Annotated in this window: 18 protein-coding genes and 1 pseudogene; 14 read left to right on the forward strand and 5 right to left on the reverse strand. The window is 62.2% G+C overall.

Annotated elements, in window-relative coordinates:
• The 8 genes and pseudogenes from AC2FM5_RS06250 to AC2FM5_RS06285 form a co-directional block, all read left to right on the forward strand.
• Positions 1-253: pseudogene (locus AC2FM5_RS06250) on the forward strand (ArsJ-associated glyceraldehyde-3-phosphate dehydrogenase); the annotation flags it as partial.
• A complete protein-coding gene (gene arsJ / locus AC2FM5_RS06255) occupies positions 250-1,527 on the forward strand; it encodes an organoarsenical effux MFS transporter ArsJ (protein ID WP_496734497.1) in 1,278 nt (425 codons plus the stop codon). The pseudogene AC2FM5_RS06250 and the gene arsJ, both read left to right, overlap by 4 nt.
• Entirely contained in the window at positions 1,524-2,567 is a 1,044-nt protein-coding gene (gene arsB / locus AC2FM5_RS06260; protein WP_496734499.1) for an ACR3 family arsenite efflux transporter, read from the forward strand. Before arsJ ends, arsB begins: the two co-directional genes overlap by 4 nt.
• Before the next feature lie 108 nt (positions 2,568-2,675).
• Positions 2,676-3,713 (forward strand): tRNA dihydrouridine(20/20a) synthase DusA, encoded by a 1,038-nt coding sequence (gene dusA, locus AC2FM5_RS06265; protein ID WP_496734501.1) that lies wholly within the window; start codon positions 2,676-2,678, stop codon positions 3,711-3,713.
• 33 nt (positions 3,714-3,746) lie between these two features.
• A complete protein-coding gene (locus AC2FM5_RS06270; protein WP_170337959.1) occupies positions 3,747-4,571 on the forward strand; it encodes a sulfite exporter TauE/SafE family protein in 825 nt (274 codons plus the stop codon).
• Positions 4,572-4,630: 59 nt separating this feature from the next.
• On the forward strand, positions 4,631-5,350 hold the full coding sequence (locus AC2FM5_RS06275) for a hypothetical protein (protein WP_367648530.1): 720 nt from the start codon (positions 4,631-4,633) through the stop codon (positions 5,348-5,350).
• Between the two features lie 33 nt (positions 5,351-5,383).
• Positions 5,384-6,112: a SpoIIAA family protein gene (locus AC2FM5_RS06280; RefSeq protein ID WP_496734504.1), complete on the forward strand. Its 729-nt coding sequence runs from the start codon at positions 5,384-5,386 to the stop codon at positions 6,110-6,112.
• Positions 6,113-6,464: 352 nt separating this feature from the next.
• Positions 6,465-6,683: a hypothetical protein gene (locus AC2FM5_RS06285; protein WP_170455767.1), complete on the forward strand. Its 219-nt coding sequence runs from the start codon at positions 6,465-6,467 to the stop codon at positions 6,681-6,683.
• A 3-nt stretch (positions 6,684-6,686) separates the two neighbouring features.
• Here the strand turns inward: AC2FM5_RS06285 and AC2FM5_RS06290 are convergent, their stop codons facing one another.
• From AC2FM5_RS06290 to ccmI, 3 genes are read right to left on the reverse strand one after another with little or no spacing between them, the layout of a single operon-like run.
• On the reverse strand, positions 6,687-6,920 hold the full coding sequence (locus AC2FM5_RS06290; RefSeq protein ID WP_496734506.1) for a DUF1289 domain-containing protein: 234 nt from the start codon (positions 6,918-6,920) through the stop codon (positions 6,687-6,689).
• 18 nt (positions 6,921-6,938) lie between these two features.
• Positions 6,939-7,403: a Holliday junction resolvase RuvX gene (gene ruvX / locus AC2FM5_RS06295; RefSeq protein WP_093962467.1), complete on the reverse strand. Its 465-nt coding sequence runs from the start codon at positions 7,401-7,403 to the stop codon at positions 6,939-6,941.
• Positions 7,400-8,629, reverse strand: a complete 1,230-nt coding sequence (ccmI, locus tag AC2FM5_RS06300) for a c-type cytochrome biogenesis protein CcmI (protein ID WP_170358661.1) — start codon at positions 8,627-8,629, stop codon at positions 7,400-7,402. The genes ruvX and ccmI overlap by 4 nt, the downstream gene beginning before the upstream one ends.
• Positions 8,630-8,804: 175 nt before the next feature.
• On the opposite strand from ccmI, the gene AC2FM5_RS06305 reads away from it, so the two are divergent.
• Positions 8,805-10,049, forward strand: a complete 1,245-nt coding sequence (locus AC2FM5_RS06305; RefSeq protein WP_093962465.1) for a sarcosine oxidase subunit beta family protein — start codon at positions 8,805-8,807, stop codon at positions 10,047-10,049.
• A gap of 2 nt (positions 10,050-10,051) precedes the next feature.
• On the opposite strand, the gene AC2FM5_RS06310 is transcribed toward AC2FM5_RS06305, so the two are convergent.
• Positions 10,052-10,213, reverse strand: a complete 162-nt coding sequence (locus AC2FM5_RS06310; RefSeq protein WP_170358663.1) for a hypothetical protein — start codon at positions 10,211-10,213, stop codon at positions 10,052-10,054.
• Positions 10,214-10,263: 50 nt separating this feature from the next.
• Here AC2FM5_RS06310 and AC2FM5_RS06315 point away from each other — a divergent pair, with 50 nt between their 5' ends.
• The 3 genes from AC2FM5_RS06315 (at position 10,264) to AC2FM5_RS06325 (ending at position 14,234) form a co-directional block, all read left to right on the forward strand.
• Complete coding sequence (locus AC2FM5_RS06315; protein ID WP_170418161.1) at positions 10,264-10,593, forward strand: sarcosine oxidase subunit delta; 330 nt, start codon at positions 10,264-10,266, stop codon at positions 10,591-10,593.
• 67 nt (positions 10,594-10,660) lie between these two features.
• On the forward strand, positions 10,661-13,675 hold the full coding sequence (locus tag AC2FM5_RS06320; protein ID WP_496734509.1) for a sarcosine oxidase subunit alpha family protein: 3,015 nt from the start codon (positions 10,661-10,663) through the stop codon (positions 13,673-13,675).
• Entirely contained in the window at positions 13,668-14,234 is a 567-nt protein-coding gene (locus AC2FM5_RS06325) for a sarcosine oxidase subunit gamma (protein WP_170458653.1), read from the forward strand. Before AC2FM5_RS06320 ends, AC2FM5_RS06325 begins: the two co-directional genes overlap by 8 nt.
• Positions 14,235-14,766: 532 nt before the next feature.
• On the opposite strand, the gene AC2FM5_RS06330 is transcribed toward AC2FM5_RS06325, so the two are convergent.
• Positions 14,767-15,528 carry an FkbM family methyltransferase gene (locus tag AC2FM5_RS06330; RefSeq protein ID WP_496734511.1) on the reverse strand — a complete coding sequence of 254 codons (762 nt, stop codon included), beginning with the start codon at positions 15,526-15,528 and terminating at the stop codon, positions 14,767-14,769.
• Between the two features lie 97 nt (positions 15,529-15,625).
• On the opposite strand from AC2FM5_RS06330, the gene AC2FM5_RS06335 reads away from it, so the two are divergent.
• Complete coding sequence (locus AC2FM5_RS06335) at positions 15,626-16,225, forward strand: superoxide dismutase (RefSeq protein ID WP_093962459.1); 600 nt, start codon at positions 15,626-15,628, stop codon at positions 16,223-16,225.
• Between the two features lie 3 nt (positions 16,226-16,228).
• Entirely contained in the window at positions 16,229-17,110 is an 882-nt protein-coding gene (locus AC2FM5_RS06340) for a metallophosphoesterase (RefSeq protein ID WP_496734513.1), read from the forward strand.
• The last annotated feature ends 106 nt before the right edge of the window (positions 17,111-17,216 follow it).

The following is a 17,216-nucleotide window of genomic DNA, read 5'->3' on the forward strand; positions in this document are numbered from 1 at the left end:
AACCACGGCCGAAGAAGTGAACGCCCTGTTCAAGGCCGCGGCCGAAGGGCCTCTGGTCGGCATTCTGGGCTATGAGGAGCGTCCTCTGGTTTCGACCGACTATACCAATGACACCCGGTCCAGCATCGTGGATGCACCGTCGACCATGGTGGTGAACGGAACGCAGGTAAAGGTCTATGCCTGGTACGACAACGAGATGGGCTATGCGCACCGTCTGGTGGATGTCGCGATGATGGTCGGGGCATCGCTTTGACCAGCGCTTCCCAACGTCCGGACGGGCTGTCGGCCTATATCGCCGTCACGGCAGCCTATTGGGCCTTCATGCTGACCGACGGCGCCCTGCGGATGCTGGTGCTGCTGCATTTTCACACGCTGGGCTTTTCGCCGGTTCAGCTGGCCTATCTGTTCGTGCTGTACGAGATCGCCGGGATGGCCACCAACCTGGCCGCCGGGTGGATCGCCGCGCGGTTCGGTCTGACCGCGACCCTGTACGCGGGGCTGACGATACAGGTGCTGGCATTGCTGGCGCTGGCGCAATTGGATCCGGGCTGGACCATCGGTGTGTCCGTCGCCTTCGTGATGGTCGTGCAGGGCGCCAGCGGCGTGGCCAAGGACCTGACCAAGATGTCGTCGAAATCGGCGGTCAAGCTGTTGGCCCCCTCCGAGGGCGGCGGGCTGTTCCGCTGGGTCGCGGTGCTGACCGGGTCGAAGAACGCGGTCAAGGGATTGGGCTTCCTGCTGGGGGCGGCCTTGTTGGCCGGGTTCGGCTTTACGGGTGCCGTTCTGGGCATGGCGGGGGTCTTGTTCCTGATCCTGGTGGCGGTGCTGCTGGCGATGCCGCCGGGGCTGCCCAAAGGCCGCAAGGGCGCGAAGTTTTCCGAGGTCTTCTCGAAATCGGCCAATGTGAACTGGCTGTCTGCCGCGCGGGTCTTCCTGTTCGGGGCGCGCGACGTCTGGTTCGTCGTTGGCATCCCGATCTATTTCTACGCCGTGCTGTCGGATGGCAGCGAAGCGGGCAACCGCTCGGCCTTTTTTCTGATCGGCGGGTTCATGGCCTTGTGGATCATTCTGTACGGCATTGTTCAGGCTGCCGCCCCGCGTCTGCTGCGGGCAGGGGCGCGGGATGAGGCCGATCTGGTCGCAGCGGCGCGCAGCTGGGCCTGGGGGCTGGCCTGCGTGCCGGCTGTCCTGACGGTGGCTGCGCTGATGTCCTCTGGGCCCGCGCCGTGGCTGACGCTGACGCTGGTGGGTGGCCTGCTGGCCTTTGGCGCGGTCTTTGCGGTGAATTCCTCGCTGCATTCCTATCTGATCCTGGCCTTCACCCGGGCCGAGCGGGTGACGATGGATGTGGGCTTCTACTACATGGCCAATGCGGGCGGGCGGCTGTTGGGTACGCTGCTGTCTGGCCTGACCTATCAATGGGGCGGGTTGCCCTTGATGCTCGGGACGGCGGCCGCCATGGTCGCGCTTTCCGCCTTGGCTGCGGGGCGCTTGCAGCCCCACACAACTTCGGAGATCTCTGCATGAGCGTATTTGAACGGTATCTGTCCCTGTGGATCGCGCTGGCAATGGCCGCCGGGATCGCCATCGGCTCATTCGCGCCGGGTTTGGTCCAGGCCATCGCGGCGGCCGAGGTGGCCAATGTCAACCTGGTGGTGGCGGTGCTGATCTGGGCCATGGTCTATCCGATGATGGTGGGGGTGGACCCAAGCAGCCTGCGCGACGTGGTAAAACAGCCCAAGGGGCTGGCGATCACGCTGGTGGTCAACTGGCTGATCAAGCCCTTCACCATGGCGGCGCTGGGCGTGCTGTTCTTCGAATACGTCTTCGCCGACCTGATCGCGCCCGCCGATGCCCAGCAATATATCGCGGGGCTGATCCTGCTGGGTGCGGCGCCCTGCACGGCAATGGTGTTCGTCTGGTCGCATCTGACCAAGGGGGACGAGAACTATACCCTGCTGCAGGTGTCGGTGAATGACATCGTCATGGTCTTTGCGTTCGCTCCGATCGTGGCCTTCCTGCTGGGTGTGACCGACATTTCGGTTCCGTGGCATACGCTGGTCCTGTCGGTTGTCCTGTTCGTGGCGCTGCCCCTGGCGGCAGGTGTCTGGACGCGCAACCGGCTGGGCTCGGCCGAGCGGATCGAGGCGTTCCGCGACCGGATCAAACCATGGGGCGTTGTTGGCCTGATCGCGACCGTCGTCATCCTGTTCGGCCTGCAGGGGCAGGTGATCCTGGACCGCCCGATGGTTATAGCGCTGATCGCCGTGCCGATCCTGATCCAGTCCTACGGGATCTTTGCGGTGGCTTATGCGGCGGCTTTTGCCCTGCGCGTGCCGCACCGGATTGCGGCGCCCTGCGCACTGATCGGCACATCGAACTTCTTTGAACTGGCGGTGGCCGTCGCCATCAGCCTGTTCGGCCTGAATTCGGGGGCGGCTCTGGCCACGGTGGTGGGTGTTCTGGTCGAGGTGCCGGTGATGCTGTCGCTGGTGGCTTTCGCCAACCGGACGCGCGGCAGTTTTGCCGAGCGCTCGGAACAATCTCCAAAGGACGTCCGGGCCTAGCAATCTGACGGTGGAAATCCGGCGTCAAACAGTGGTAGACGCCTAGCGCGGACCCGGCTTGGCCGGGCGCCGCACTTTTGTCTGGGCCACAAGAAGGAACGTGCACTGATGGCGGGGTCTCAATCTCGGGCACTTGCTGATCGCAGCGAAGCCACTCGCGCTGCGCGCTTGTCGGTTGCGCCGATGATGGATTGGACCGATCGGCACTGTCGGTATCTGCACCGTTTGCTCAGTGCTGAAACGCTTTTGTACACGGAAATGGTGACGGCCCCTGCTCTGGTACGGGGTGGCGCGCTGCATCTTCTGGACCATAGCCCCGAGGAACATCCCGTTGCTCTGCAATTGGGTGGTTCTGACCCGCGGGAGCTGGCTCAGGCGGCCGCATTGGGGGCTGAGGCCGGGTATAACGAGATCAACCTGAACTGCGGCTGCCCGTCGGATCGGGTTCAATCAGGAACGTTTGGAGCCGTCTTGATGAAAGAGGCGGGTCGGGTCGCCGATTGCGTGGCCGCCATGCGGGATGCTGTTGACGTCGATGTCACGGTCAAGTGTCGGATCGGCGTGGATGACCAAAACCCCGAGGACGTATTGCCTGACTTTCTGGATCGGATTCGCGCCGCCGGCTGTCAGCGCGTGACGATCCACGCCCGCAAAGCGTGGCTTCAGGGGCTTAGCCCCAAAGAAAACAGGGACATACCGCCGCTGGACTACGACCTGGTTCACCGGATGAAAGCCGGTTTTCCGGATCTCCACATCTCGATCAACGGAGGCATCACGACACTGGCCGAAGCCCAGGTGCATCTGGACGCCGGACTGGACGGAGTGATGATCGGCCGGGCTGCTTATCATCAGCCAACCGATATTCTGGCCGATGCCGACCAGCTGATCTACGGGTCGGGGCAAAAGGCGGATCCGGTTGAAGTCGTGATGAAAATGCTGCCCTATATCGATCGGCATCTTGCCGGCGGGGGTCGGTTGCACCAGATCACCCGACATATGCTGGGATTGTTCGCAGGACGCCCGGGTGCTCGTGGTTGGAGGCGCGCTTTGTCCGAAGGCGCGGTCAAAGACCATGCCGGACCTGACGTGGTTCTGGACGCGCTGTCCCGCGTGGCACCGGATGCCGAGGCGGCGCAGGTAATTTAAGACGGCCCACGGGCCGGGGACCAAGGGGGACGGATGCCCGATACGATGTTGCTGGCCCAGATGCTGGGCCTTTTGCTTGTGATCGGCGCGCTGGCCGGTGTTTTGGCTGGCCTTTTGGGAGTCGGTGGCGGGATCGTTCTGGTGCCGGCCTTCTTCTACGCTTTTCAAACGCTGGGATATGGTGGCCCGCAGCTGATGCAGCTGTGTCTTGCGACGTCGCTTGCCACGATCATCGTGACTTCGGTTCGTTCGGTGCTGAGTCACAACAAGAAAGGCGCCGTCGATTGGGATATTCTACGCGGTTGGGGTCCGGGTATCGCTGTCGGTGCGATTGTTGGCGTACTGGTCGCCTCGGCCCTGCGCACGGAAGCGTTGCAGGCGCTGTTCGGTATCCTTGGAATGGTGATTGGCGCTTATCTGGGACTTGGCAAGTCCGAATGGCGACTGGGTGATGCCATGCCCGGCGGGCTGAAGCGGTTGGTGATTTCGCCGTTGGTCGGGTTTCTGTCGGTGCTGATGGGAATTGGCGGCGGCAGCTTTGGGGTGCCCCTGATGAGCCTCTACAACACACCGATCCATCGGGCCGTTGCGACCGCCGCGGGCTTTGGCGTGATCATCGCCGTACCCTCGGTACTGGGCTTTCTGTTTCTGCCGATCGCAGCTGAACACCGTCCGCCGCTGACAATCGGCGCCGTCAATCTTGTGGCCTTTGGTGTGGTTGTTGCGATGACGATGATCACCGCGCCCTGGGGGGTGAAACTGGCCCATGCGATGGACCCCAAGCCGCTCAAACGGGTGTTTGCCGTGTTCCTCACGCTGGTGGCCCTGAATATGCTGCGCAAGGCAGTAGGGTGGTAAGGCCTTTCTGGTCGCGGGGTTGGGAAGTATTCCCCTACGACCAGCCCATAGCAGACTGGGTGGCCCACGCCCTACCACTGGCGCAGCAGGCCGCCAGTGACCCAGCCCACCGGCAGTGGTTGGATTGCGAAGGCACCTGGTTCATCGGCGTCGATGCTCTGCCCAATGACGGGGCAGGGCGTGTCGGGGCCTCAGCCCCGTTGAGCGGGCAGGCTGTCGCGTTTCTGGATGAACACTATGGATCGATCGAATTGCACAAGGGGCAGGTCTCGGTCGTCTATCCCGGCTATCCGCGCCCGCGCAGGGGCGAGAACGAGGCGGCGGCCCGATACCGGGCCAAGCGCGACGCGGCGCATGTGGATGGTCTGAAACCCGGCGGCCCGGACCGTCGGCGCAAGATCGACGAAACTCACGCATGGGTCCTGGGTATTCCTCTGACACAGGCGAGCGCAGATGCCGCGCCTCTGGTCGTTTGGGATGGCAGCCACAAGATCATGGGCGCGGCTTTCAAGGCTGCGTTGGCCGGTGTTCCGCGCACCCGGTGGGCGCAGACCGATATCACCGAGGCCTATCAGGCCGCTCGTCGCGAAGTGTTCGAAACCTGCCCGCGTATCGAAGTTTCGGCTTCGCCCGGCGAAACCTACGTGTTGCATCGCCATTGTCTGCATGGGGTCGCGCCTTGGGGGGCGGGGGCAACGGCGGGGCCGGACGGACGGATGATTGCCTATTTCCGGCCCGAGCTGCCGGGCGGTGTGGCCGAATGGATCGAATCCCCGTAACCTTCTGCCATTCTTTGGCTTTGGAGGCTTAAAATGATTACGGTCCACAAGAATTCCGACGGTGCATTGATCGAAATCGAATTGTCCGGCGAAGTAACAAGCGCCGATTACACAAACACTCTGGTTCCCGCAATCGAGGCTGCGCTGGCGGAACATGACGCCGTCCGCCTGCTGGTTATCGTCGGCCCCGAGTTCAAAGGCTACGATTTGGGCGCTGCTTGGGAAGATACCAAGCTGGGCCTAAGCCATTGGCGCGGGTTCGATCGCGCCGCGGTCGTCGCAGACAAGGGATGGGTCCAGACCAGCGTGCGCCTGGCTGCGCCGCTGATGCCCTGTCCGGTGCAGGTATTCGAGCTGGCCGAGCTGGAAGAAGCGCGCCGCTGGATCCGAGAATCTCTGGGCGCGATCCACATTGTGGATTTAGGCGGGCCATGCGTGCAGGTCAGCCTGATGGGTAAGCTGGACCCCGAGGAATACGAAAAGGCCGAAGCCGATTTGGATTCCATCCTGGGTGACAGGGATGCGTTCCGGTTGCTGATCGATCTGAGGGAATTCGATGGCTGGCAAGGGCTGACCGCTCTGGCCGCGCATTTCCGTCTGGCCCGCGGTCACGTGGGAATGCTGGATCGGGCAGCCATCGTCGGCGACAAGGCATGGCAGAACATCGCGCAGCGCGTGGGGGGGCACATTCTGGGTACACGTACCCAGTTTTTCCCGTCAGAAGAGATTGAAAACGCCAAGGCGTGGCTGGCTGCCGGATGACGATGGCGCGCGGCCCGAATGATTGGGCCGCGCTGCGCGTCCGGGGGCAAATCCTGGATTGACACATGACGCTGTCGCGGGCCGGTCCAACTTGTTACGTTACGTCCTTTTCGCCCAGCCGCGAGGCGCGAAGGCATTGTAACTGTTGAGTCTCTCCGGCTGATTTGTCTAATTGGTAAAAAAATTGAAGCGCGACGGCAGGTTTTCCCCCTTTCTCAAGAGCCTGACTCCGGTATGCGCAAATCGTCGCTGCGGGCCGCCACTCACTCACGCATAGTCATACGGCTCGACCCCCCTTTTCCCGAGCTCTCGACCGGCCCGCAGCGACGCAGATTTATTCGGGAAGGCTCGTATGCGGCTGATCAAGTTTTTGAAAAGAAAATCCATGACCAGCGCGGCTGTCGAAGTTGATTTTCAGGAATCCAGTCTTCGGCGGTCGCAGACCAGCAAGTCGGAAATCACCCGTTTGTTCCGCAGTGAATTGAAGGCCGGGCAACGGTCCGGTGTGAAGACATGCGCAGACACTGCGAAAGATGAAGAAGACGGTCGGAAGACCGACAAAGCCCTTTGAAGGTCAGGATTTGTCCAGACGGGCCGCGCGACCACCCCGTCTCTTGGCCAAGCGAGGCTTGCGGGCAGGCAGGTCATTCATGATTTCGGCGCGTTCCGAGCTGTCCATTTTCGACCAGCGCGTGATTTCGTCGATGGTGCGAAAGCAGCCGGTGCAGATACGCTCGGTCGGATGCACGACGCAGATCTGGACACAGGGGCTTTCGACCTCGTTCCTTTTCCAAATCATGTTCGTCATCGCCGGTCTCCGGGCTCGTTAAAGAAAGCGCAGCCTGTCCAGCGCTCCTTGCAGGATATAACCCGCCGCGACGTGGTCGATAACCTGTCCGCGACGTTTTCGTGTCGTATCCGCCTCCAAAAGTGCCTTTTCTGCCGCAACTGTGCTCAGACGCTCGTCCCAGAACCCGATCGGGATGTCGGTCAGTTGGGACAGGTTGCGGGCAAACGCGCGGGTTGATTGGCACCTTGGACCCTCGGATCCGTCCATATTCATGGGCAGGCCTAGAACGATCCCCCCGATCTCGCGGTCGGCAGCGATTTCCAGAAGGCGGGCAGAGTCCAGCTTGAATTTCTTGCGGCGCACGGTCTCAAGTGGGCTGGCCACACCGCGCATGCGGTCGGAAACAGCCACGCCGATCGTCTTTTCGCCCAGATCCAGTCCCATCAACGCCTGCATCGGGGGCAGTGCGGCTGCGAAATCCTCGAACACGTCCTGGATCATTGCGACAGGCCGGCCTGCTGCGCGGCCGAGTTGATCAGTTCAAGCGCGGCAGGGTCTTCGGCAAACTTGGTCGCGGCTTCATCGCGGATCGCGGCGGCCTGCTCGGTTTCTCCCAGCACCCCAAGCGCCGAGATCAGTCGAGCCCATTCCTGCGGAGAACCACCTTCGGTCGCCAGCCGGTCCGACAACCCGTCAACCATGCCGCGGATCATCTCTTGACGCTCCTCGGGCGTCATTTCCGCCGCTGCTTCCATATCCGACTGGCTGGGGCCCGGACCCGCCGGAGCAGCTGCGATTTCGGGCGCGTTGAACACGCCGGCGCGCCAGGCAAGTTCGTCGATCTGGGCGCGAATGGCGTTGGCCCAAGGCGCGCCCGGCGGCGAAGTGCGCAGCGTGTCCATCCAGACGCGATAAGCCTGGTCCGGCCGTCCGATCTGCAGCAGCATCTGTCCCCAGTAATAGCGCGCCGGTCCCGATTGCGGGTCGCGTTCCAGTGCCTGACGCAAGGCCGCTTCGGCTTCGGGCGAGACATAGCCCCCTGCCGCCAGGATCAGCATTTCTGCCAGGTTAGAATAGGCGTCCGCCGGGGCCTCATTCCCCATCAACTCGATTGCACGGCGCTGGGCTTCATAACCGGCCTGAAAATTGCCCGCGTTGGTTTCGTGCTGCGCCAATAGAATGTGACCCTGAAGATCGTCCGGTCGGTCGGCCACGGTCGTGCGCAGCTGGTTCAGAAGGTTGGCATAGCTGTCTTCAAGCTGAGGCGCTTCGACGGGCGGGGCCATCTGCTCGGCCTCTTCCTGGCCGGGTCTGTTCTCACGCAGTTCGGCGGCCATCTCCATGCGCGCTGAAAGCGGCTGATCAGGGTATCCGGCAGCGCCCAGTTGGCGGTACAAAGCAAACGCTCCGCCGATCAGAACCAGGGCAACGAACCCGATGGCGGCCAACCGAACAGTGGTCGACGGCCCGGTCGTCGCGTCACCGGTACGGATTTGCGCGTCGGCGGCCAGGATACGGCGCGAAATCTCGGTCCGAACCCGCTCGGCGTCGGCTTTGGCGATCACTCCGCGGGCCAGATCGCGATCAACGCTGGCCAGCTGTTCCTTGTAGACCCGCAAATCGTAGGCAGCCGGATGTTCCTGTCGCCGGCGGGTTCGGGTCAGGCCAAAGGCCAGGAATGCGGTGATCGACAGCGCAAAGAGCAGAAGCAGAACCCAGAATGTCATGATCTCTCCGGAATTGTTGCCCTCACTTAGACCTGCGCGCGCCCGGAAAAAAGGGACAAATGGCCGCGAATGGCCTACATGTCGCAATAGTGCGATATTGCGGCGCTGTACGGCAGGGGTAATCTGTCGCCGCACGGCATATCTTCGGCCAATCACGAACCGGACGGATTCGCTCATGAAACACTATTCAGCCTTTGCCGTAGCGCGAGAGGCGCTGCGCTATCACACCGGATGGGAGCGCGCCTGGCGTTCGCCAGAACCCAAGAAACGGTATGACGTGATCATCGTCGGTGCCGGCGGGCACGGTTTGGCGACGGCGTATTATCTGGGCAAGAACTACGGTATCCAGAACGTCGCAGTGATCGAAAAGGGCTGGCTGGGCGGCGGCAATACCGGGCGGAACACGACCATCATCCGCTCGAACTATCTCCAGGACCCGTCGGCGGCGATCTACGAAAAATCGCGCAGCTTGTACGAGGATCTGAGCCAGGATCTGAACTACAACGTGATGTTCAGCCCGCGCGGCGTGATGATGCTGGCGCAAACCCAGCACGAGGTGCGCGGCTATCAGCGTACGGCGCATGCCAACGCCCTGCAGGGGGTCAAGACCGAATGGATCGAGCCCGAGCGCGTAAAGCAGCTGGTCCCGATCATCAACATCGACGGCCCGCGCTATCCGGTCCTTGGCGCGCTGTGGCAAGAGCGCGGAGGTACCGCACGCCACGATGCGGTGGCCTGGGGTTATGCGCGTGCCTGTTCGAATATGGGTATGGACATCATCCAGCAGTGTGAGGTTACGGGCGTCCGGTCTGAAAACGGTCGCGTCACAGGGGTCGAGACGACCAAGGGCGCCATCGAATGTGACAAGCTGGGCATCGTGGTCGCGGGCCATTCGGGCCAACTGGCCGAGATGGCGGGCTTCCGCCTGCCGGTCGAGGCACTGGCCCTGCAGGCGCTGGTGTCCGAGCCGATCAAGCCCTGCATGGACGTGGTGGTGATGGCCAACACCGTACACGGCTACATGTCGCAATCCGACAAGGGCGAGATGGTGATCGGGGGTGGCACCGACGGGTTCAACAACTACACCCAGCGCGGCAGCTTCCACCATATCGAGGAAACCGTCCGCGCTCTGGTCGAGACCTTCCCGATGATCTCGCGCCTCAAGATGCTGCGCCAGTGGGGTGGCATCGTGGACATGACCGGCGACCGCTCGCCCATCCTGTCCAAGACGCCGCTGGGCGGCTGTTTCATCAATTGCGGTTGGGGCACCGGCGGGTTCAAGGCCATCCCGGGCTCGGGCTGGGGCATGGCGCAGCTGATGGCCACCGGGCATTCCCCGCTGACCGAGGCGTTCTCGCTGGACCGGTTCAAAGAGGGCCGCTTCATCGACGAAAGCGTCGCCGCCGGGGTCGCGCACTGATGTCAGTCGCCCCAATGTGCTCCGTGAATGGTTTCAGAACTCTTCGGGCTGTCAGATTTTGGCTTGATGGCCTTCTTTTCCTCAGACCGGAAAATGAAAAACGCGATCAGCCCAAAGACGGCAAGCGTGCCGGCAACGGTCAGAATTATGGTCAAAATATCCATACCCTCGACTTGGGCGTGTGGTCGAAAGAATTCAAGCAAGGAGTAGCCACATGCTGATCCTGAAGTGCCCCTATTGCGGCGTCGACGCCGAAGAGACCGAACTGACCGCCGGTGGCGAAGCGCATCTGAAACGCTTCGGTCCCGGGGCGTCGGACGACGATTTCCATGACTATCTGTTCATGCGCGAAAACCCCAAGGGCGTGCATTTTGAACGCTGGCGCCACAGCAACGGCTGTGGCAAGTGGTTCCATGCCGCGCGCTGCACGGCGACGCTCGAGGTGTTCGGCACCTATTCGGCCCAGGTCACCGAGCCGCCGCAGGAGATCCGCGATGCGATTTCGGCCAAACGGCCGGGTTGGACGTGGAGAGAGTTCTCCTGATGCTTCGTCTTTTCAAGAACACATCCGCCGGAGGTCTTGGTGCCTCCACCTGCGAAAGGTCCGCAACATGAGCACCCGTCTCGCAAATCAAGGTCGCCTGATCGACAGATCGAAACCGGTCACGTTTTCATTCAACGGTACCGCGATGCAAGGCTATCAGGGCGACACGCTGGCCTCGGCCCTGCTGGCCAACGATCAGATGATGGTCGGCCGGTCATTCAAATACCACCGTCCGCGCGGCGTCGTGGCCAGCGGCGCCGAGGAGCCCAACGCGCTGGTCGGTTTGGGGCAGGGCAACCGGTTCGAGCCGAACCAGCGCGCCACTACGACCGAGCTGTTCAACGGCCTGACCGCGATCTCGCAGAACCACTGGCCCAGCCTGGAATATGACATCGGCGCGGTGAACACGGCTCTGGCGCGGTTCCTGCCGGCGGGGTTCTACTACAAGACGTTCATCCACCCCAAGCCGTTCTGGAAACATGTGTACGAGCCGTTCATCCGCCAGTCCGCCGGTCTGGGCAAGGCGCCCGATAAGGACAGCCGCGACGCGGATACCTATGAACACTTCTATGCCTTCACCGACGTATTGGTGATCGGCGGCGGTGTTGCGGGCCTGCAGGCGGCCAAAGCCGCCGCGCAATCGGGCGCCAAGGTCATGCTGATCGAGCAGACCGCCTATTGGGGGGGGCGCGCGCCTGTCGACGGCGGCACCGTCAACGACGAGCCTGTGGATAAGTTCGTGGAACAATTGGTTTCCGAACTCGAAACAATGGGCAACGTCACCATGCGGTCGCGCTGCATGGGGGCTGGGGTCTATGATCACGGTTACGTGCTGGGATACGAGCGTCTGAACGACCACAAACCGGGCACCCAGGGCCCGCGCCACCGCCTTTGGCGCATACGCGCCAAACAGGTCGTTACGGCGACCGGTGCGATCGAGCGCCCGCTGTCCTTTGCCGGCAATGACGTGCCGGGGGTGATGTTGGCCTCGGCCATGCGCGACTATGTGGTCAACTGGGGCGTGACCCCGGGCGAGCGCGTGATCGTCGCCACCAACAATGACGACGCCTACCGCACCGCGATCATCCTGAAACAGGCTGGCGTGGATGTGTTGCGCGTCGTCGATGCCCGTCCCTCGGCCGGGCCGCTGGCGGACGAGGCGCGCAGCCTCGGTATCCGGGTCGATCCCGGCAAGGCCATCGCCAAGGTCAAGGGCGGCAAGCGGGTCAAGAAGGTCGCGATCTGCAACCAGGAAGGCATCGGCGGCGCTCGGGAAGAGGTCGAATGTGATGCGGTCGCCATGTCGGGCGGCTGGTCTCCGGTGGTGCACATGTGGTCCCATTGCGGTGGCAAGCTGATCTGGGACGAAGCCAACGCCCATTTCCGCCCCGACCCCGACCGTCCGCCGCTGGGCGCGGATGGCGCAGGCTTTGTTGTGGCCGCAGGCTCGGCAAGCGGGCCGCTGGCGCTGGGCGAGGTGCTGGCCGATGCCCACGCCGCGGGCAAGGCCGCGGCCAAGGCAGCCGGCTTCAAGCCGAAGAACACCAAGGCACCGCAGGGCGAGGCCGAGACCGAAGCGCCCATGCAGGCCGTTTGGCTGATGCCCGCCAAGGCCGAGGTGCAGCTGCGCATGAAGTCGTGGCTGGACTTCCAGAACGACGTGAAGGTCTCGGATGTGCAACTGGCCGCGCGCGAAGGCTATGAAAGCGTCGAGCACACCAAGCGTTATACCACGCTGGGCATGGCGACTGATCAGGGTAAGCTGAGCAATATCAACGGCCTGGCGATCCTTGCTGATGCGCTGGAGTCGGAGATTCCCAAGGTCGGCACCACCACTTTCCGCCCGCCCTACACGCCCATCTCGATGGGCGCCATCGCGGGCGAGGCGCGCGGCGAGGTGTTCCAGCCGATCCGCCGCACGCCGATGCATGACTGGCATGACCGGAATGGTGCCGATTGGGAGCCGGTGGGCCACTGGCGCCGCCCTTACGCCTATGTCCGAGCCGGGGAAACCGTGCATGACGCGGTGAACCGCGAGGTCAAGAACACCCGTGAAAACCTCGGGCTGCTGGATGCCTCGACCCTGGGCAAGCTGATCGTCAAGGGCCCGGACGCGGGCAAGTTTCTGGACATGATGTACACCAACATGATGTCCACGCTGAAGGTCGGCAAATGCCGCTATGGCCTGATGTGCTCGGAAAACGGCTTCCTGATCGACGACGGCGTGGTGGCCCGGATCGACGAGGACACCTGGCTGTGCCACACCACCACCGGCGGCGCCGAGCGCATCCATGCCCATATGGAGGAATGGCTGCAGACCGAGTGGTGGGACTGGAAGGTCTATGTCGCCAACGTGACCGAGCAATACGCCCAGGTGGCCGTGGTGGGCCCCAACGCCCGCAAGGTGCTGGAGAAGCTGGGCGGCATGGATGTCAGCCGCGAGGCGCTGCCCTTCATGGAATGGCGCGACGGCCAGATCGGCGGCTTCGACTGCCGGGCCTACCGCATCTCGTTCTCGGGCGAGCTGTCCTATGAAATCGCGGTTCCCGCCAGCCAGGGGCAGGCCTTCTGGGATGCCCTGATGGAGGCCGGGAAAGAGTTCGGCGTGATGCCTTATGGCACGGAATGTCTGCACATTCTGCGGGCCGAGAAGGGCTTCATCATGATCGGCGACGAGACCGACGGCACCGTGATCCCGCAGGATCTGGGGCTGCACTGGGCGATCTCGAAGAAGAAAGAGGATTTCCTGGGCAAACGCGCGCAGGAACGCTCTCACATGACCGACCCGGACCGCTGGAAACTGGTGGGTCTGGAGACTGTGGATGGATCGGTTCTGCCCGACGGTGCCTACGCGGTGGGCGAGGGCGTGAACGCCAACGGTCAGCGCAACGTGATCGGGCGTGTGACCTCGACCTATTACTCAGCCAATTTGGGCCGGGGCATCGCCATGGGGCTGGTCAAGAACGGGCCGAACCGCATGGGAGAGGTGATCGAATTCCCGGGCACCGACGACAAAATCTACAAGGCTAAGATCGTGGACCCGGTGTTCTACGACAAGGACGGGGAGAAGCAGAATGTCTGAACCCATCAGCGCACTGAACCACGCAAGCTTTGACGGCATCGCCCGGATCGAGGAATGCGGCCTGCAGGGGATGATCACCCTGCGCGGCGATCTGTCCGACAAGCTGGTGATCAAGGCGGTCAAGGACGCCACCGGCCAGAAGATGCCCGGCCAGCGCGAGGCTTTCGTCGATGGCGAGACCGGCGTCTGCTGGATGTCGCCGGACGAGCTGCTGGTGCTGGTTCCTTACGCCGAGGTCGAGGCCAAACTGGCCGCCATGCAGGGCGCGCTGAGCGGCGTTCACGCGCTGGCGGTCAACGTCTCGGACGCGCGGGCGGTGTTCCGGGTCTCGGGATCGACCGCGCGTGAGGTGCTGGGCAAGGTTGCGCCCGTCGATTTCTCGTCCGATGTCTTCCAGCCCGGTCGGATCCGGCGCACGCGCCTGGCGCAGGTTGCGGGGGCGTTCTGGATGGACGACGAGGAAACCTTTCGCGTGGTGTGCTTCCGATCAGTTGCGGATTACGTGTTCAAGCTGCTGAAGGTTGCGACGCAGCCCGGCAGCGAGGTTGGGTATTACTGACATAAAAGGAAAGCCCCGGTTCTGCCGGGGCTTTCGTTACTTTACCTTGGAACAGGTCCCGACTCCGTAGGGTTTGTTCGCAAAATTCCCCCGCACGAACGCCATGCGAACGGCAACCGTATTTTCGCTTGTGTTCAGGTTCGCCTGATATCGTACACGGGCATTGCCACTTGCGACCATTTTTCGATCGAGGTTCCAGACGATACGATACCGGTTGGCGCCGCGGTCCTTGAATTTTGCTTTGACTCAATCCTGATGTGAACTGGCGGCCATTGCCGATGCAGTAGAGAGGTCAATCTGAAATCCATACTCGGGTGAAATCCAGCCATGGGCGTCTTGTTTGGTCATCTTGCAATGATAAGCAGATTGATTCTGCAGCGGCGGTTTGGGCAAGAACTGCGGCAGCAAGAAATAGGATGAGTTTCAAGTCAATTTTCCTGTTTTTTCAACGGTTAACGCAGGAAAATGAACAGGGGTTCACTGAAAGCGCAAGAGCAAACTCTCGTTTAGGTAGAGCTTTCGTATCTGCACTCTATCCAGTGAACAAAACGCTTCGGAATTGGGCCAAGGCGCTCGGGCTCAGCAGGTCTTTGGCCGAGATTGGCTGCCCCGCCTCATCGCGCATGTTCGGGTAGAAGGACAGGGTCGCAAGCAGGGCTTCGACCCGTTCGGCGCGGTTGCTTTCGTCCAGTAGGGGCGCGTGCAGCGACAGATACAGGGCTGGCTTCTGCTCCCGTAGCCAGTCGGCGAGCGTCGGCAGAACCGCAAACTCCGCCCCTTCGATATCCATCTTGACCAGCGAAATGCCTGTCAGGTCAGTCGCTGTAGCGAACTGGCGCCACGCGATGGTCAGGGCATCGGTTCCATGCGCGCCGTCATGCAGCAGCGAACTGGTCGAGTCGCCGCGCTCGCCCCTGACCGAAGCCATGCGGGCCACGCCGAACCGGTCGGACAAAGCCACGCCAAAGGCCGAGACGTTGCGGATGTCGTTCAGATCGAGGTTCCAGGCCAGGTGGCGATAGGCGGTCGGGTCGGGTTCGAAACACCAGACATGCCGGGCCTTGCGCGCGCCATACAGAACCGTCGGCCCGATCCATGCGCCGATGTCCAGATAGTCGCGGTCTGGCGAAAGATGGCGGTCGAGCACGGCGAAGGTTTCGGGCTCCCAGTTGCCGGCCGAGGCCTTGCGCCAGAATTTCGAATGGTAGGGGTCCAGCCGGAACATCTCGCCATTCAGGTTGCCTGCATAATGACCGCGAGCACGGTAGAACATCTTGCGCGCCTGCGTCAGCATCGCGGACCTCCGGGTTTTCTGCGCTCGGGCCTTGACCTGCGGCGGTTGCCAAAGCATTTAACCTTGGGAACGCAACACAAATTTACAGGGGGCCGAGATGGCTTTTGAACTTCCTGATCTTCCTTATGCACATGACGCGCTGGCAGCCAAGGGCATGTCGGCGGAAACGCTGGAATATCACCATGATCTGCACCACAAGGCCTATGTCGACAACGGCAACAAGCTGATCGCCGGGACCGAGTGGGACGGCAAGTCGCTGGAAGAGATCATCGTCGGCACTTATGACAAGTCGGCCGTCGCACAGAACGGGATCTTCAACAACATCAGCCAGCTTTGGAACCACAACCAGTTTTGGGAAATGATGGGGCCGGGCGAGTCCAAGATGCCGGGCGAGCTGGAAAAGGCGTTGGTTGAAAGCTTCGGTTCGGTCGAGGAATTCAAATCGCAGTTCAGCGCGGCCGGTGCCGGTCAGTTCGGTTCGGGCTGGGCGTGGCTGGTCAAGAATGCCGACGGTTCGCTGGCGGTTACCAAAACCGAAAACGGCGTGAACCCGCTGTGCTTCGGCCAGACGGCGCTTCTGGGTTGCGACGTGTGGGAGCACTCCTACTACATCGACTTCCGCAACAAGCGCCCGGCCTACCTGTCGAACTTCCTCGACAACCTGGTGAACTGGGAAAACGTTGCATCGCGGATGTAACTCTTGACCCGACGAGGGTTTATCAAGGGCCTGCTGGCGGTGACGCTGGCAGGCCTTGTTGTTTCGCTGTACGGGTTCTTTATCGAACCGGCTATGCGGCTGCGGGTTCGCAAATGGAAGCTAAAGCGCGCGGACTGGACGGCACCTCCGCTGCGGATCGCGGTCATCGCCGACCTACATGCCGGCGAGCCATTCGTTACCCTGAAGCGTATCAAGCAGGTCATAAGGCGCACAAATGCGCTGGATGCCGATCTGGTCTTGCTGCTGGGGGATTTCACCGCCAGCCACAGGATGGTTTCGAAACCTGTCGCGATGGCGGACATCACCGCGGTTCTTGCCGAGCTGACCGCGCGCCACGGGGTTTTCGCGGTTCTGGGAAACCATGACTGGTGGGATGATACGGCCGCGCAACGCCGGGGCGGTGGGCCCAACTTATATGCCGATGCATTGGCCGCGAGTGGCATCCCGGTCCTGTCCAATTCTGCGCAGAAACTGGATGGTCCGGGAATCTGGCTGGCAGGCCTCGAAGACCAACTGGCGATCGTGGAGGGCAATGGGCGATACCGCGGCCTGGACGATCTGTCCGGCACGTTGCGGCAGATTACCGATGACGCGCCCGTCATCCTGATGGCGCATGAACCGGACATATTTCCCCAAGTGCCAGATCGCGTTGCCTTGACACTGTCCGGTCACACGCATGGTGGGCAAATCAGACTGTTTGGGTGGTCGCCCGTGGTGCCCTCGCTGTTTGGCAATCGCTATGCCTACGGCCCGGTGCGCGAAGGTGGAAAGGATCTGGTAGTTTCCGGCGGCATTGGGTGCTCGATCCTTCCGGTCCGGTTTGGTGTTACACCCGAGATTACGCTTGTCGAAATTTCGGCCTGATCTGCGCTTCGGGTGGAAACTTGCCGATACGTCAACTTTTGCGCGCATGCGCCGTTGCAAGACGCCAAAGAGTGATTAGCTGATAGATGCGGGAGGAGAGAACCGC

The organism is Ruegeria sp. BHSA162 (genome assembly GCF_059613385.1).

What these genes read in the sequence shown, in the direction of transcription:
- arsB (WP_496734499.1), top strand. Translation starts at nt 1,524, where the DNA reads ATGAGCGTATTTGAACGGTATCTGTCCCTGTGGATCGCGCTGGCAATG.
- dusA (WP_496734501.1), top strand. Translation starts at nt 2,676, where the DNA reads ATGGCGGGGTCTCAATCTCGGGCACTTGCTGATCGCAGCGAAGCCACT.
- AC2FM5_RS06270 (WP_170337959.1), top strand. Translation starts at nt 3,747, where the DNA reads ATGCCCGATACGATGTTGCTGGCCCAGATGCTGGGCCTTTTGCTTGTG.
- AC2FM5_RS06280 (WP_496734504.1), top strand. Translation starts at nt 5,384, where the DNA reads ATGATTACGGTCCACAAGAATTCCGACGGTGCATTGATCGAAATCGAA.
- AC2FM5_RS06285 (WP_170455767.1), top strand. Translation starts at nt 6,465, where the DNA reads ATGCGGCTGATCAAGTTTTTGAAAAGAAAATCCATGACCAGCGCGGCT.
- AC2FM5_RS06290 (WP_496734506.1), bottom strand. Translation starts at nt 6,920, where the DNA reads ATGACGAACATGATTTGGAAAAGGAACGAGGTCGAAAGCCCCTGTGTC.
- ruvX (WP_093962467.1), bottom strand. Translation starts at nt 7,403, where the DNA reads ATGATCCAGGACGTGTTCGAGGATTTCGCAGCCGCACTGCCCCCGATG.
- ccmI (WP_170358661.1), bottom strand. Translation starts at nt 8,629, where the DNA reads ATGACATTCTGGGTTCTGCTTCTGCTCTTTGCGCTGTCGATCACCGCA.
- AC2FM5_RS06305 (WP_093962465.1), top strand. Translation starts at nt 8,805, where the DNA reads ATGAAACACTATTCAGCCTTTGCCGTAGCGCGAGAGGCGCTGCGCTAT.
- AC2FM5_RS06310 (WP_170358663.1), bottom strand. Translation starts at nt 10,213, where the DNA reads ATGGATATTTTGACCATAATTCTGACCGTTGCCGGCACGCTTGCCGTC.
- AC2FM5_RS06315 (WP_170418161.1), top strand. Translation starts at nt 10,264, where the DNA reads ATGCTGATCCTGAAGTGCCCCTATTGCGGCGTCGACGCCGAAGAGACC.
- AC2FM5_RS06320 (WP_496734509.1), top strand. Translation starts at nt 10,661, where the DNA reads ATGAGCACCCGTCTCGCAAATCAAGGTCGCCTGATCGACAGATCGAAA.
- AC2FM5_RS06325 (WP_170458653.1), top strand. Translation starts at nt 13,668, where the DNA reads ATGTCTGAACCCATCAGCGCACTGAACCACGCAAGCTTTGACGGCATC.
- AC2FM5_RS06330 (WP_496734511.1), bottom strand. Translation starts at nt 15,528, where the DNA reads ATGCTGACGCAGGCGCGCAAGATGTTCTACCGTGCTCGCGGTCATTAT.
- AC2FM5_RS06335 (WP_093962459.1), top strand. Translation starts at nt 15,626, where the DNA reads ATGGCTTTTGAACTTCCTGATCTTCCTTATGCACATGACGCGCTGGCA.